General features: G+C 62.6%; 15 protein-coding genes. All 15 read left to right on the plus strand.

Annotated elements, in window-relative coordinates:
* Positions 1 to 48: 48 nt before the first annotated feature.
* The 15 genes from AB1402_06130 (at position 49) to rpe (ending at position 14,965) form a co-directional block, all read left to right on the plus strand.
* On the plus strand, positions 49 to 1,245 hold the full coding sequence (locus AB1402_06130) for a pyridoxal phosphate-dependent aminotransferase (GenBank protein ID MEW6541174.1): 1,197 nt from the start codon (positions 49 to 51) through the stop codon (positions 1,243 to 1,245).
* 49 nt (positions 1,246 to 1,294) lie between these two features.
* Complete coding sequence (locus tag AB1402_06135; GenBank protein MEW6541175.1) at positions 1,295 to 2,176, plus strand: YicC/YloC family endoribonuclease; 882 nt, start codon at positions 1,295 to 1,297, stop codon at positions 2,174 to 2,176.
* Positions 2,177 to 2,194: 18 nt separating this feature from the next.
* A complete protein-coding gene (remA, locus tag AB1402_06140) occupies positions 2,195 to 2,482 on the plus strand; it encodes an extracellular matrix/biofilm regulator RemA (protein MEW6541176.1) in 288 nt (95 codons plus the stop codon).
* A 14-nt stretch (positions 2,483 to 2,496) separates the two neighbouring features.
* Positions 2,497 to 3,120, plus strand: coding sequence for a guanylate kinase (gene gmk / locus AB1402_06145; GenBank protein ID MEW6541177.1), 624 nt, complete (start codon positions 2,497 to 2,499; stop codon positions 3,118 to 3,120).
* Between the two features lie 76 nt (positions 3,121 to 3,196).
* On the plus strand, positions 3,197 to 3,406 hold the full coding sequence (gene rpoZ / locus AB1402_06150; protein ID MEW6541178.1) for a DNA-directed RNA polymerase subunit omega: 210 nt from the start codon (positions 3,197 to 3,199) through the stop codon (positions 3,404 to 3,406).
* A 46-nt stretch (positions 3,407 to 3,452) separates the two neighbouring features.
* Complete coding sequence (gene coaBC, locus AB1402_06155; protein ID MEW6541179.1) at positions 3,453 to 4,661, plus strand: bifunctional phosphopantothenoylcysteine decarboxylase/phosphopantothenate--cysteine ligase CoaBC; 1,209 nt, start codon at positions 3,453 to 3,455, stop codon at positions 4,659 to 4,661.
* Positions 4,654 to 6,861 (plus strand): primosomal protein N', encoded by a 2,208-nt coding sequence (gene priA, locus AB1402_06160; GenBank protein MEW6541180.1) that lies wholly within the window; start codon positions 4,654 to 4,656, stop codon positions 6,859 to 6,861. Before coaBC ends, priA begins: the two co-directional genes overlap by 8 nt.
* Before the next feature lie 42 nt (positions 6,862 to 6,903).
* Positions 6,904 to 7,368 carry a peptide deformylase gene (def, locus tag AB1402_06165; protein ID MEW6541181.1) on the plus strand — a complete coding sequence of 155 codons (465 nt, stop codon included), beginning with the start codon at positions 6,904 to 6,906 and terminating at the stop codon, positions 7,366 to 7,368.
* On the plus strand, positions 7,365 to 8,336 hold the full coding sequence (gene fmt / locus AB1402_06170; protein MEW6541182.1) for a methionyl-tRNA formyltransferase: 972 nt from the start codon (positions 7,365 to 7,367) through the stop codon (positions 8,334 to 8,336). The genes def and fmt overlap by 4 nt, the downstream gene beginning before the upstream one ends.
* Before the next feature lie 22 nt (positions 8,337 to 8,358).
* Entirely contained in the window at positions 8,359 to 9,711 is a 1,353-nt protein-coding gene (rsmB, locus tag AB1402_06175) for a 16S rRNA (cytosine(967)-C(5))-methyltransferase RsmB (GenBank protein ID MEW6541183.1), read from the plus strand.
* Between the two features lie 27 nt (positions 9,712 to 9,738).
* Positions 9,739 to 10,779: a 23S rRNA (adenine(2503)-C(2))-methyltransferase RlmN gene (gene rlmN / locus AB1402_06180; GenBank protein MEW6541184.1), complete on the plus strand. Its 1,041-nt coding sequence runs from the start codon at positions 9,739 to 9,741 to the stop codon at positions 10,777 to 10,779.
* A complete protein-coding gene (locus AB1402_06185; protein MEW6541185.1) occupies positions 10,776 to 11,498 on the plus strand; it encodes a Stp1/IreP family PP2C-type Ser/Thr phosphatase in 723 nt (240 codons plus the stop codon). Before rlmN ends, AB1402_06185 begins: the two co-directional genes overlap by 4 nt.
* Positions 11,499 to 11,503: 5 nt before the next feature.
* Positions 11,504 to 13,315: a PASTA domain-containing protein gene (locus tag AB1402_06190; GenBank protein ID MEW6541186.1), complete on the plus strand. Its 1,812-nt coding sequence runs from the start codon at positions 11,504 to 11,506 to the stop codon at positions 13,313 to 13,315.
* A 112-nt stretch (positions 13,316 to 13,427) separates the two neighbouring features.
* Entirely contained in the window at positions 13,428 to 14,309 is an 882-nt protein-coding gene (rsgA, locus tag AB1402_06195) for a ribosome small subunit-dependent GTPase A (GenBank protein ID MEW6541187.1), read from the plus strand.
* A complete protein-coding gene (gene rpe / locus AB1402_06200) occupies positions 14,306 to 14,965 on the plus strand; it encodes a ribulose-phosphate 3-epimerase (GenBank protein MEW6541188.1) in 660 nt (219 codons plus the stop codon). Before rsgA ends, rpe begins: the two co-directional genes overlap by 4 nt.
* Positions 14,966 to 15,025: the final 60 nt, after the last annotated feature.

Consider the following 15,025-nt stretch of genomic DNA (forward strand, 5'->3'; position numbering starts at 1 on the left):
CGTCACGTTTTGAGCATGCGTTGATGGAGGAAGGGGATGAGACTCGGTATGGAGCTGGCGGAACGGGCCCGGCGGATAAATCCGTCGCCGACGCTGACGATTGACGCCCGGGCCAAGGAAATGCTGGCCGCGGGTATAAACGTACTCAACTTCGGCGCCGGCGAGCCGGATTTCGACACCCCGGAGCACATCCGGGAGGCCGCGCGGCAGGCGATCGAACAGGGGTTGACCAGGTACACGGCGGTGGCCGGGATGCCGGCCCTGAAGAAAGCCATTCAGGAGAAGCTCTGGCGTGACAACGGGCTTGACTACGGAGTGGACCAGATCGTGGTCTCTGTGGGGGCCAAACACTCCCTCTACAACGCCTTTCAGGTTTTGTGCCAGGCGGGGGACGAGGTGATCCTGCCGTCCCCGTACTGGGTAAGCTACCTGGAACAGGTCCGGCTGGCGGAGGCGCAAGTGCGTCTGGTGACCACCCGGGCCGAGAATGGTTTTAAGCTCACGCCCGGGGAATTGGCGGCCGCGATCACTCCGAGGAGCAAAGTGCTGGTCCTGAACAGCCCGTCCAACCCCACCGGGGCGGTCTACAGCCGGGCCGAACTGGAGGCTCTGGTCCCGGTGGTCCTGAGGGCCGGCCTGACCGTCATTTCGGACGAGATTTACGAAAAGCTGGTTTACGACGGCCACGAGCACGTGAGCATCGCCGCCCTCGGCCCGGAGATCAAGGAGCGGACCGTGCTCATCAACGGGGTGTCCAAGGCTTACGCCATGACCGGTTGGCGCCTGGGTTACGCGGCGATGCCGCAGGCGGTGGCCTGCGGGATGACCAGTCTTCAAGGGCACAGCACGTCAAACGCCGCTTCGGTCTCCCAGGCCGCGGCGATCGCCGCGCTGAACGGGACTCAGGAACCTACCGCCCGCATGGTGGCCGAATTCGCCGCCCGTCGGACCTGCATGCTGGAAAAGCTCCAGGCGGTGCCGGGGGTGTCCTGTTTTCGTCCGGGCGGTGCCTTCTACCTGTTTCCGGACGTACGGGCCTTCTGGGGCAGATCCTATCGCGGGCGGCCGGTCACCGACGCCACCGGGTTGGCCGCTCTGCTCCTGGACGAGGTGCAGTTGGCGGTGGTGCCGGGAATCGGCTTTGGAAACGATAACTATATCCGGCTTTCCTACGCCACGGACATGGAGACGATCCGTGAGGGCATGGATCGGCTGAGCGGGTTTTTGGGGGCGCTCGCCGGGTAGAAAACATTTGAGGTATCTGGAGCCAAGAATATGCTCAGGTGGTGTAGATTTGCTGCGAAGCATGACCGGATACGGGCGCGGCGAGGCCCAGTACCTGGAAAGGCGTTTTACGGTGGAGATCAAGGCGGTGAATCACCGTTACCGGGAGGTGGTCCTGAGGCTGCCCCGGTACATGGCCGTTTTGGAGGACCGTTTTCGAAAGTGTGTGCAGGAGTACGTACACAGGGGCCGGGTTGATGTTTACTGCTTGGTGGAAGAGGGTGAGAGACTGCTAGGCAATACGGTAAAAGTTGACAAGACACTGGCCGTGGCTTATTATAAGGCAATAAGCGAAATCAGGGGCCATCTTGGTTTGTCTGACGCGATTAGGGTGGAGCACGTGCTGTCCCAACCGGGGATCCTGATGGTGGACGAGTCCGGCCCAAACCCCGAGGAGTGGTGGCCTGCCGTTGAGGAGGCGCTGCTGAAAGCCTGCCGCGGGCTGGTCGCCATGCGGGAGACCGAGGGTGCGGTTTTGCGGGATGACCTGGCTGGAAGGGCGAATCGGTTGACGACTCTGGTTGAGGCCATTTCCGTCCGCGTTCCCGGTATGGTTCAGAACTATCAAGTGCGATTGCACCGGCGGATCGAGGAGTTGATGGGGGAACCAATTGTCGACCCGGCGCGTTTGGCTCAGGAAGTGGCCTTCTTTGCCGAGCGGGCGGATGTTTCCGAGGAACTGGTGCGTTTGGGCAGCCATCTGATCCAATTGCGGGGTATGTTGCAGGCCGATGAGGCGGTGGGACGCAAACTGGATTTTTTGATGCAGGAGATAATCCGGGAGGTCAACACCGTCGGCTCCAAGGCACAGGACGAGTTTATCGCGGGCCTGGTTGTTGATTTTAAGAGCGAACTGGAAAAGGCGCGCGAGCAGATTCAAAATATTGAGTAGAACAAGGGGGGTTTACTCTTGGATATCAGATTGATCAACATCGGGTTCGGCAACATCGTGTCCGCCAACCGCATCGTGGCCATCGTGAGCCCGGAATCCGCGCCGATCAAGCGGATGATTACGGAGGCCAGGGACCGGGGAATGTTGATCGACGCCACGTACGGCCGGAGAACGCGTGCGGTGATCATCACCGACAGTGACCACGTGATCCTTTCCGCCGTCCAACCCGAAACGGTGGCGCACAGGCTGGTAAGCAAAATGGAGCAGGCCCAGCATCACCATCACGGTGACAACGGCAAGGATTAGGGGGCACGGGAGGAGTGCAGGGACTCCTGGTCGTTATTTCCGGCCCTTCGGGGGTAGGCAAGGGCACCATCTGTGCGGTGCTTTGCCGCCGGAACGACCGGATCAGTCTTTCCATCTCGGCTACGACCCGGTCCCCGCGGGTTGGCGAGGTCGATCAAGTGCACTATTACTTCACCAAACCGGAGCGTTTCCGGGAAATGATCGCCCGGGACGAACTCCTGGAGTGGGCCGAGGTATACGGGGACTTTTACGGGACACCGCGCGGGCCGGTGGCCCAAATGCTTGAGCTGGGCCGCGACGTGATCCTGGAAATCGACGTTCAAGGGGCCTTGCAGGTCAAGGAAAGGGCGCCCGAGGCGGTTTCGATCTTTGTATGGCCGCCGTCCCTGGCGGAACTCGAGCGCCGGCTGCGCGGACGGGCGAAGGACTCCGATGAGCAGATCGCCAGGCGGCTGGACTGGGCGCGGAATGAACTGCAGGCGGTTGCCAAGTACGACTATGTAGTCGTGAACGACCGGGTCGAAGAGGCGGTTTGCAAGATTGAAGCGATAATGGTCGCCGAAAAGTGCCGGCCCGTGTATTTTACGGGCCTAGGAGAGTGTTGCAGAACCAGAAATTGGACAAAGAATCAGATCTGAACGCCTTTTGTGGATAACTATTGAAGGATGGTGGCGGGAGATTCCTTTCTTGTACTATGAGGAGAGTGGTTACCGATTGCTGAACGAACCTTCGCTGGACGAACTAATCAAGAAGGCGGACAGTCGTTACACGCTGGTGGTGGCTGCGGCGAAGCGGGCCCGCGTCCTAACCGAACAGAACCAGCAGGGGTTGCTCGGTCCCGCCACCAAGCCCGTTACACAAGCTCTGGAGGAGATCGCGAACAACAAGGTGCGTTTCAAGGCCCTTAGGCAGGGGCCCAAGTAAGTCCTTTTCTAATTGAGAACCGGGGTGCGGTCTGGGGGGCAGTTTCTTGCTGGCCGGGAAACAAGTGATCCTGGGGATCACGGGAAGCATCGCCGCTTATAAAGCGGCCGATATCGCGGGCCGACTGGTCGGACACGGGGCTCAAACGCACGTGGTAATGACCCGGGCGGCCCGCGAATTCATCTCGCCCTTAACGCTGGAGGCTCTTACGGGTCGTCCGGTTTACACCGGCATGTTCGGCGGGCGGGGCGGACCGTTGGTTCACCTGGATCTCGCGCGCACCGCACACCTCTTGGTGGTCGCACCAGCCACAGCCAACGTCATCGGCAAAGCCGCTTCCGGAGTGGCCGACGACCTTCTGAGCACGTTGATCCTGGCCTTCCGCGGCCCGGTGTTGTTTTGCCCGGCAATGAACCCGGCCATGTTTGACAACCCGATCGTCCAGAAGAATATCGGGACCCTTAAAGCGGTGGGCTACAGTTTCTGCGGGCCGGAGAGCGGCCGAATGGCCTGCGGTGACGAGGGTCGGGGGCGTCTGGCCGCGCCTGAGTTGATCCTGGAGCGCATCACCGGGCTCTTACGCGGGCAGAACGATTTTGCGGGTTTGCGCGTGCTGGTGACGGCCGGACCGACCCATGAGGCCTTGGATCCGGTGCGCTATCTAACCAACCGGAGTTCAGGCCGGATGGGTTATGCGGTGGCCCGCGCGGCACGGGACCGCGGCGCCGCGGTGGTGCTGGTCAGCGGCCCAAGCAATCTCCCCGTTCCGGACGGGGTGGAACTGGTGGCGGTGACCACGGCTGCCCAGATGTCGGTGGCGGTGAAAGAGCACTTCCCCGCCAGCGACGTGCTGGTGATGGCGGCGGCGGTGGCCGACTACCGGCCTGAGGCTTCTTTGCACAAGCTCAAGAAAGGGGACGGGGTCCTGACCCTGACTCTTAAGCCGAACGAGGATATCCTCACCCACGTTGCGGCCCGGGGCAGAAACCCGGGGCAGGTAGTGGTCGGCTTTGCGGCGGAAACGGGCGATCCCCGGCCGGCGGCTCTGGAAAAAGCACTCCGGAAAGGGGCCGACTTGATGGTCGGGAATAATGTGACCCAACCGGGGTCGGGGTTTTTTACGCCCACCAACCAGGTGGTCTTCGCGTATCCGGACGGACGCTCGGAACAACTGCCGGAACTGGACAAGTACGAGGTGGCCTGGCACCTGCTGGACCGGGTATTGACAATCAGGGGGGGCAGGGGCCATGCCTGAACGGGCCTACGCCGAAATAGTGGTCGACCTGCCGCTGTCCCGGGTGGATCAGGTTTATCACTACGCGGTGCCGGAGAGGTTTAGGACCGAGCTCTGCCTGGGCTCGCGGGTGCTGGTCCCGTTCGGGCGGCGCCGGTTGGCCGGTTATGTGGTGGGCTTTCGTTCCCACACGGCCGTGGAACAGGTGAAAGACATTCTGGAAGTCTTGGATGCGCACCCGGCTTTCACGTATGAGCTCTATGCCCTGGCCCGTTGGATGGCGGAGCGGTATCTTTGCACCACGGCCCAAGCCCTCCAGTGTATCGCCGCTCCAGCCCGCGGGGCGGGGCCGCGTTACGAGGATGGCGTATATCCTGCTCCGGGCGGTGGTCCGGCCGACCAGGAGAGACTGTCGCCCAAGCAGCGGCAGGTGTTGCGCACGGTCCGGGAACATCCCGGCCTGACGCGGGCGCAGGCGGCCGCTCTGTCCGGCGCTACTCCGGGGGTCGTGGCCCGGATGCTCGACAAGGGTGTTTTGACCACCTCGCGGCGTTCGGTGACCAGGGACCCCTATCCGGTCAGCCGGACCGTGACCGAGCTGCCACGGTTGAACCGCGAACAGCTGCAGGCGCTGGAGACAATTGAAAAGGCTTTTCAGACCCAACGCAAGGAGGTCTTTTTGCTGCACGGCGTGACCGGCAGCGGGAAAACCGAGGTTTACCTGCGGGCGGCCGCTTCGGCGCTGGTGCGGGGCCGGCAGGTCCTGGTCCTGGTGCCGGAAATCACCCTGGCCACCCAATTAATTTACCAGTTCAAAGCCCGTTTCGGTGACCTCGTGGCCGTCCTGCACTCCCGGCTGGGGGCCGGTGAACGTTACGACGAGTGGAACCGGATCTTCCGTGGGGAGGCATCCATAGTGGTCGGAGCCCGGTCGGCGGTCTTTGCCCCGTTGCAGAACATCGGTCTGTTTGTGCTTGACGAGGAGCACGAGCCCGGATACAAACAGGAAGAGGCACCCCGTTACCTTACCGGGGATGTGGTCAGGGCGCGGGCTGCCCTTTCGAAGGCGGTGGTGGTGCTCGGCTCGGCGACTCCGGCGTTGCGCACCTATGCCGGGGCCTTGACCGGCCAACAGCACCAGCTCTTGAAACTTACCAGCCGGGTGGACGGACGGTCCCTGCCGCAGGTCCGGGTGGTCGATCTGCGAGAGGAACTTCAGGCTGGAAACCGGCACGTCTTCAGCCGCTATTTGGCGGGCAGAATAAGGGAGAAACTCGTTCAGGGGCAGCAGGTGCTCCTGTTCCTGAACCGGCGCGGCTTGGCGACCATCGTGCTGTGCCGGGCCTGCGGCGAGGCTCTGTCTTGTGCGCACTGTGCAATCAGCCTGACTTATCACCGGGACGAGTCTTTGCACTGCCATTACTGTGGTTACCGGAGGCAGATGCCTGCAGCCTGCCCGTTCTGTGGCAAAAAGCGCCTGAGCCGGTTCGGCGCAGGCACCCAGAGAGTGGAGGAGGAAACACGACGGCTTTTCCCGGGAGCGCGGGTGGTACGCCTGGACGGGGACACCGTGACCGCAAAGCGGAGCCATGACCGGCTGCTGGATAGCTTTCGCGAGGGACAGGCGGACATCCTGATCGGTACGCAGATGATCGCCAAAGGTCTGGACCTGCCCGGAGTTACGCTGGTCGGGGTGGTGAATGCCGACACCACCCTGCTTTTGCCGGACTACCTGTCCGCCGAACGCACCTTCCAACTGATCACCCAGGTAGCGGGAAGGGCGGGCCGGGGTTCGGTACCGGGCGAGGTGGTCGTGCAGACTTACCGGCCCGGCCATTACAGTATTGAAGCGGCGGCGGACCAGAACTACGAACTGTTCTTCATCCGGGAAATGGCCTTGCGCCGGGCAATGGGCTACCCGCCCTTTTCAACGCTGGCCCGGGTGCTTTTCCGGGGGCGCCTGGAGTCTCAGGTGGAACAGGCGGCGCTACGGTTTCGGGAGCTTTTGGCACCCGACGCCGAAGCGCGGATTGAGATGATGGGGCCGGCGCCGCCGCCCGTGTCCAAGATCAAGGATTATTACCGCCGGCACCTGATTTTGAAGGCGCCCAAACGCAAGGAACTGCGTACGCTGTTGGCGGAGACGCTGGATAGATTTGAGGCCGTGGAAGGAAGCAAGGTGCTGGTGACGATTGACATCGACCCCCAGAGCCTCTTTTAGCGGCTTCTGAATTCTGAATTCTGGTCTCCTAGGAGTGGTATCTTGGCGGTATTCCAGATAGTCCAGTACCCGGATCCGATCCTTAGAGAAAAGGCCCGCGAAATCCAGAAGATCACTCCGCAGATTGAGCGCCTGGCAGTGAACCTGGTGGATACGATGCGCATAAGCGGGGGTGTGGGATTGGCCGCCCCCCAGATCGGGGTATCCAAGCGGATGATCGTGGTTGAGGATCCGGAAAAGAACCCGATCATCCTCATCAATCCGGAAATCGTGAAGCTCGAGGGCGACAAGGAAACGGCCGAGGAGGGCTGCCTGAGCGTTCCGGGAGTCTGGGGGGAGGTGGAACGCCGGGTGTCCATGACCGTACGGGGGTATAACCTGGAGGGCAAATCGGTGGCGTACCTCGTTGAGGGGTTTACCGCCCGGGCCTTCCAGCACGAAATCGACCACTTGGACGGGATCGTGTTTCTGGACCGGGCGGCGACGGTTTACAAGAGAAAGGAATGAACAGCTTCGGGAAGCCGGCCTTAGTGTTCATGGGCACGCCGGATTTCGCCGTGCCTTCACTCCGGGCCCTGGTGGAATCGGAGTTCCGGGTGTTGCGGGTGGTAACTCAGCCTGACCGGCCGCGGGGCCGGGGAAACAAGCTCACTCCCGGTCCGGTGAAGGCGTACGCCCTGAAGCAGGGGCTCGAGATCCTGCAACCCGCGAGAATCCGCGACCAAGTGTTCGTAGACCTGATTCGGGAACTTGATCCCGACTTCATCGTGGTGGTGGCCTTCGGCCGGATTCTGCCCCGGGTGGTCCTGGAAATCCCGCGGCTGGGCTGTGTGAATGTGCATGCCTCGCTGCTCCCTCGCTTCCGGGGTGCTGCGCCGGTCCAATGGGCGGTGATGAACGGCGAACCGGAAACCGGGGTGACCACGATGCTGATGGACGAGGGACTGGATACCGGTGACATTCTCCTGCAGGAAAAAACAGTAATCGGTCCGGACGACAATGCCGGCGTGGTTCACGACCGGCTGGCCGAACTGGGAGCGTCTCTTTTGGTGCGGACCCTGGACCGGATGACGGCGGGGGAGCTGGTTCCCCGGCCGCAGGACGAGACCAGGGCGACCTATGCGCCGCCGCTCCGGCGGGAGCACGAGGTCATCGACTGGACTCGGCCCGCGGAGCAGATCAAAAACCAGGTCCGCGGCCTCGACCCTTGGCCCGGCGCCCATACCATCCTGGACGGACGGGTGCTCAAGGTGTGGCGGGCCGAGATTGCCGGGGACCGGGACGGAGGGCGGCCGGGGCAAGTGTTGCGGGCCGACCCGGTGCACGGTCTGGTCGTGGGCACGGGAGCCGGTGCGGTGCGCCTGCTTGAGGTTCAACCGGCCGGGCGCCGGCGCATCAGGGCTGAGGATTTCCTGCGCGGTTGCCCCCTGCCGCCGGGTAAAGCATTCGGGTGGGCTCCAATCCGGAGCCAATGATTAATACTGTTGAGGGGATCTGATGGCGGAAGTATCGGCAAGAGAGATCGCGTTGCACGTTCTAAAGGCGGTGGAGGCCGACGGTGCCTACGCCAACCTCGCCCTTAACCGGGCTCTGGAAGAATACCATCCCTCAAAACTGGACCGGGCCTTTGCCACTGAGTTGGCCTATGGAACGCTACGCACCTTGAACACCCTGGACTGGATAATATCCCGCTATGTGCAGCAGCCCCTGGGAGATCAGACGGTTTGGAACCGTAACATCCTGCGTCTGGGGGCCTACCAGATTTTCTACATGGACAAGGTGCCGACCGGTGCCGCCTGCTTCGAGGCCGTGGAACTGGCCAAAAAATTCGGCACCCCGGGTACGGCCCGTTTCGTAAACGGGGTGCTGCGCAATGTGGCTCGCCACAAGGACAAGCTTCAATTTCCGGATCCGGAAGCCGACCTGGTCACCCACATCAGCCTGAAGTATTTCCACCCGATCTGGCTGGTGAAACGCTGGCTGACCGAGTTGGGCCCGGCGGAAACCATTGCCCTGTGCCGGGCTAACAACACCATTCCTCCCAACACCGTCCGCGTCAATACTCTGCGTTTGGACCGGGATACCCTGACGGTGCGGCTGGAAGAGGAGGGTTTAACCGTGCGCAAGACACGCTTTGCGCCGGAAGGACTGGAAATCGGCGGTTTTGTGTCTATGCGCGCGCTGGCGTCTTTCCAGGAGGGATTGTTTCAGATTCAGGATGAAAGTTCCATGCTGGCCGCCCACGCCGTCAGCCCGGCACCGGGCGCCCGTACACTGGATGTTTGCAGCGCACCGGGAGGAAAGACCACCCATCTTGCCCAATTGATGGGAAACCAGGGCGCAATCAAGGCCCTGGACATACACCGGCATAAATTGAAGCTGGTGGTCGACAACTGCCGCCGGCTGGGCATCGATAATGTGGAGACCGGGCTTTTGGACGCCCGCGATCTCCCGGGTGAGTTCGAGGGTTGGGCCGACTTCGTGCTGGTGGACGCCCCGTGCTCCGGTCTGGGTGTGCTCCGCCGCCGACCCGACGCCCGGTGGCGCAAGGAACCGGGCCAGATTACCGGTTTGGTCCGGCTGCAGGAGGGGATCTTAGCCGGGGCGGCCCAGTGTGTCCGGGCGGGAGGGGTGCTGGTCTACAGCACCTGTACGATCACCTACGAGGAGAACCTTGGTCAGGTGCAGGCCTTTCTGGCCCATCACCCCGACTTTTCACTGGAAGACTTGCGGCCGTTCTTGCCGGCCGGACTGGGAGAGGAGCAGACGGCCCGGGGTTATATTGAGATTTCTCCGCACACCCACGAAGGGATGGACGGGTTTTTCATCGCGCGGATGCGGCGGCGGTGAGGCCGCCGCTTGGAGGTGTGAACTGATATAATTGACTTGAAGGACCTGACGCTGACCGAGTTGGAAGCGCTGGCGGCCCGCCGCGGCGAACCGCGATACCGGGCGCGGCAACTGGCCGAATGGGTGTTCAAGCATGGGGTGCTCTCCCTGGCGGAGATGACCAACCTCCCGGCCGGGTTCCGGGAACGGCTGGCCGGGGAGGCGGTGGTGGGCCGCCTGGAGATGCTGGACTCCCGGGTTTCGTTGGCGGGGGACACTGTAAAATATCTGCTCGGGCTTGATGACGGTCACGCCGTCGAAACGGTGCTGATGCGCCACGACTACGGCCGGACGGTGTGTGTTTCCAGCCAGGTCGGCTGCCGCATGGGTTGCCGGTTTTGCGCCTCGGCTCTGGGAGGCTGGAAGCGCAACCTGCGGCCGGGTGAGATTTATGAGCAGGTATTGGCCGTCCGGAGGACTTCAGGCGAGCCGGTTACACACGTGGTGCTCATGGGAATGGGTGAACCCCTGGACAACTACGAAAACACCCTGAGGTTTATCACCAACGTGACGGCCCCATATGGGCTCGGCATAAGCGGGCGGCGGATCACCCTTTCGACGTGCGGCCTGGTGCCGGAGATTAAAAAGCTGGCCCGGGAACGGTTCGCCTTGACGCTGGCGGTATCATTGCACGCACCTGACAACGCGCTGCGGGACATGCTGGTGCCGGTTAACCGCAAGTATCCCCTGGAGCAGCTTATGCCGGCCTGTGCGGACTATGCGCGCCGGACCGGACGCCGGGTGTCGTTTGAGTACATTTTGCTGGGCGGCGTGAACGACTCGCCCGAGTCGGCCCGGAAACTGTCCGGCCTCCTGAAGGGGACGTTGGGGCACGTAAACCTGATCCCGGCGAACCCCGTCCCGGGAAGCGGCGGCCAGGCCCCCGGTCCGGAAGCCGTCCGGGCTTTCCGGCGGGTCTTGGAAGAAGAAGGAGTACCAGTTTCCCTGCGCCGCGAATTAGGGGCCGACATCGGGGCGGCCTGCGGTCAGTTGCGGTGGCGTTACCGGACGGAGGCGTATAAAGAGTGAAGCGATTGCGGTGGAGCGCGGTCACCGACACCGGACTGGTCCGGGTCAACAACGAGGATAGCCACCGGGTAAACGAGGCGCTCGGCTTGTTTGCCGTGGCGGACGGAATGGGAGGGCACCAGGCCGGGGAGGTGGCCAGCCGGATCGCTCTGACGGTGCTGGAGGAGCGGTTTCGGGAACTGGCGCGACAGGGTGAGGAAATCGGCAATGCGCTTCTGTACGCCGTTGAGGCCGCCAATCACCAGGTATTTAAGGAATCGTGTCGAAACAATAAATGTAACGGCATGGGAACCACCCTGTCAGCGTGTCTCGTGTCCGAGGACAGCTTGGTTCTGGCGCACGTCGGCGACAGTCGCGTGTACTTGTTGCGGGCCGGGGAAATCGTTCAGCTGACCGAGGATCACTCGGTGGTGCAGCAACTGCTGAACGAGGGCCGGATTACGGCCGAGGAGGTGCCGCAACATCCGTACCGGAACGTATTGAGCCGAGCCCTGGGAACAGGGGAGCAACTGGAAATCGACCTCTTGCGGGTGCCGCTTGAGGCCGGGGATCAAGTGCTGCTCTGCACCGACGGGCTCACCAACCTGGTCCCGGACACCGCCATCCGAGCCGCGGTTGCGGGGCACAGCGCTCCCGAACCGGCAGTCCGGGAACTGGTGCGCTTGGCCCTGGAGCAGGGCGGCAGCGATAATATTACCCTCGTTTTGGTGGTGCTGTAAGAAGCATGATCGGCAAAGTCCTGGGAAACCGCTACCAAATAACCGAGATTTTGGGCGTCGGCGGCATGGCCGAAGTGTTCAAGGCCTATGATTCCCTGCTGCAACGCCCGGTAACGGTGAAGGTGCTCCGGTCCGAGTTCAACACCGATGAAGAGTTTGTGGCCCGCTTCCACCGGGAGGGCCAAGCGGTGGCCAGCCTGTCCCACCCCAATATCGTTAACGTCTACGACGTCGGCCGCGAGGGTGACCGGCATTACCTGGTCATGGAGTACGTGGACGGGGAAGACCTGAAGACGGTCATCAAGCGGGAAGGGCCACTGGCGCCGCACCGGGTCGTCGCCATTGCCCGCCAGGTGTGCGACGCCCTGGAGCACGCCCACTACCAGAAGATCATTCACCGGGACGTTAAGCCCCACAATATCCTGATCACCAGGGACGGACAGGCCAAACTCGCCGACTTCGGGATCGCCCGGGAGAGCAACGCGGCCACCCTGGTGCAGACGAAAAGCCTCGTGGGTTCGGTGCACTACATTTCCCCGGAGCAAGCCCGGGGCGATACGGCCGATGCGCAGTCCGACATATATGCTCTGGGGGTTGTGCTGTTCGAGATGCTCACCGGGTCCGTCCCTTTCAACGGCGGCAACCCGGTGTCCGTGGCTTTGAAGCACATTCAGGACGAAGTCCCGCCCCTGAAGGAACGTAATCCGGCCGTGAACCCGGAGTTTGACCGGATCGTCCGGCGGGCCATGTCAAAGTTCCCAGTCGACCGCTACGCTTCAGCCCGGGAAATGGCCCGGGAATTGAAGTCCATCAAGACCGGCGTCGGCGAAGAAGGAGAGTTGACCGACTCGTCGACCCAGGTCTACGAACCGGTGCGGGTGCCCCGGAGGCGGCTGGGCAACTGGACGTTGGCCGGTATTATCGTCGCTGTGATTGGGCTGACTATCGGCGGGTTCTTCGGCTTGCGCGCCTATTTGCACGTGCCCGAGGTGACGGTGCCCGGCGTGGAGGGTGAACTCCTGGCCGACGCCCAGCGCGAACTGAAGCGGGTGGGCTTGAGGGCCTCGGTGTCGGAGGAGTACAGCTCGGAAGAACCGGGTGTGGTCATCAGTCAGGATGTGAAGCAGGGGAGCCGGGTGAAACGGCAACGGGTGATCTTTTTGACCGTAAGCCGGGGGCCGGAGATGATTCGCGTACCGGATGTAAGGGGCCGGACCCGGGACGAGGCCGCCTCAGTCCTGGAGGCCGCCGGCTTTTTGGTCGGGGAGAAAGAAGTCATCGACGAACTATCTCCTGCGGGTACGGTGATTCAGACGGAACCCGGACCGAACGCGGCCCATCCAAAGGGGGGCGAGATCAGGCTGGTAATCAGCAAGGCGCCGGGTCCCCAGTTGATTATCGTCCCCGACCTGATCGGGGAGGAAGAGGGCGCGGCGCGGGCGAGAATCGTCGCGGCCGGTTTGCTTGCGGCACCTAACGTGCAGGAGAGGCAAAGCCACGAGCACCCTGCGGGACGGGTGATTGCCCAGGAACCTCGGGGCGGCGCGGAGGTTGAGGAACTTAGCGAAGTCAGACTCACGGTGAGCAAGGGACCCGGCCCTGAAGGGCGGTCCGTGGTGGTTTACGCTTCGATGCCCAATGACGGCCGGACCCACCTCTTTCGGATCGTGGTCACCGACCTTCAGGGGCAGCGTGAGGCCTATTCAGGCGAGCATGAGTCCGGGGAGCGGGTGTCCCGGCCCGTGGGGTACTACGGGCCGGCCCGCATTCAATCTTACATCGACGGCGAGCTAGTGCGGGACCAGACTTTTGACTAGGTTCGGCGGCGCAAATTGTGGCCAAACGAAGTCCTTCTTGGTTTCCTCATTCTTCTGACTCCTGAATTCTGGATTCTGAATTCTGGTTGTCCGGATTAGGGGCGTTTACTGAATGCCGGAGGGTTTGGCAATCAAAGTCTATGGGGGTTTCTGTTTCGTCTGGTTTGAAGGGAAGGCCGGGAAGTGTACCTTGCGCGGTAAGTTGCGCACCAAAGGGCGGGTGCTGGCCGGCGACGAAGTCGTGTTCAAGGATCTTGCCGGGGGACGCGGGGTGGTAGAGGATGTGAAACCGCGCCGCTCGGAGTTGGTTCGCCCCCCGGTGGCCAACGCCGACCAGGCCCTGGTGGTCACCTCTTTTCAGGACCCGTCCCCGGCGCTCAATCTTCTGGACCGGATTCTGGTGCACTGCGAGGCTGCCGGAATCCGGGCCGTTATTTGTGTCAACAAGTTGGACCTGGCGGATCCGGGGGCCGAGGGCGAGGCTTGGATCCAGACCTACCGCGGCGCCGGCTACCCCACACTGTTGACCAGCGCGGTCACCGGCGAGGGGGTTCTTGCCGTCCGGGAGGTGCTGACCGGGCGAATTACGGTGCTGGCCGGTCCGTCAGGCTCGGGGAAGTCAAGTCTCATTAACGCGGTGCAGCCCGGCCTGAACCTCCCTACGGGGGAAATCAGCGCCAAACTTCAACGAGGCCGCCACGTGACCCGTCACGTCGAACTGCTCGTGCTGGACGGGGGAGGATGGGTGGCCGACGCCCCCGGTTTTTCAGTATTGAGGCTGGAAGGGATTGACCGGATGGAACTGGCCGGACTGTTTCCCGAATTCGCTGAGCATGCCGGCGGTTGCCGGTTTACCGATTGTATCCACTACCGGGAACCGGATTGTGCCGTGCGCCGGGCGGTGGCCGGCGGGTCGGTGGCGCGGTTCCGGTACGCTCACTACCTGGGGTTTTTGCGTGAGATTCTGGTGCGGGAGGGGAAGAACAAGCCGTGATCAAGATCGCGCCCTCCATCCTGTCGGCCGATTTCGGCCGGCTGGCAGAGGAGATCCGCAAGGTGGAGCAGGCGGGGGCCGACTATCTGCACATCGACGTGATGGACGGGCACTTTGTGCCGAACATCAGTATCGGGCCGCCGGTGGTGGCTTCGCTGCGCCCGCGAAGCAGCCTGGTTTTCGATGTGCACCTGATGATCGAAGCTCCGGAGCGTTACGTGGCGGCGTTTTCAGAGTCCGGGGCCGACATCCTGACCGTGCACTGCGAGGCCGTCCGGCATCTGGATCGTACCCTACGCCTGATCCGGGAGCACGGGATGCGTGCCGGAGTGGCCTTGAACCCGGCCACCCCCCCGGTAATGGTTGAGTACGTCCTTCCGTTGGTGGACCAGGTGCTGGTCATGACGGTGAATCCGGGTTACGGGGGCCAGAAGTTCCTGCCCGGGGTTGTGCCCAAGATTGCCGTCCTGAGGCGGATGATCGAGCAACAGGAACTGGAGGTCGACCTGGAAGTGGACGGAGGGATCGACCCGGATACAGCGCCGGTGGTCGTGCGGGCCGGAGCAAACGTACTGGTGGCGGGATCGGCGGTTTACGGGGCTCCGAACGCGGCGGCGGTGGTGCAGCGGCTGAAAGCCGCCGGAAATCGCAAGTGATTTTCTTAACAAAACCATTGACCCCCTGTAAACCCGCTGATATAATAGACCAGAGTTTTT

This window comes from Bacillota bacterium (assembly GCA_040757205.1).
Lineage (GTDB): Bacteria > Bacillota > Desulfotomaculia > Desulfotomaculales > Desulforudaceae > Desulforudis.

Coding starts and splice junctions, on each gene's coding strand:
- AB1402_06190 (MEW6541186.1), top strand. CDS start 11,504: ATGATCGGCAAAGTCCTGGGAAACCGCTACCAAATAACCGAGATTTTG.
- priA (MEW6541180.1), top strand. CDS start 4,654: ATGCCTGAACGGGCCTACGCCGAAATAGTGGTCGACCTGCCGCTGTCC.
- fmt (MEW6541182.1), top strand. CDS start 7,365: ATGAACAGCTTCGGGAAGCCGGCCTTAGTGTTCATGGGCACGCCGGAT.
- rsmB (MEW6541183.1), top strand. CDS start 8,359: ATGGCGGAAGTATCGGCAAGAGAGATCGCGTTGCACGTTCTAAAGGCG.
- AB1402_06130 (MEW6541174.1), top strand. CDS start 49: ATGGAGCTGGCGGAACGGGCCCGGCGGATAAATCCGTCGCCGACGCTG.
- rsgA (MEW6541187.1), top strand. CDS start 13,428: ATGCCGGAGGGTTTGGCAATCAAAGTCTATGGGGGTTTCTGTTTCGTC.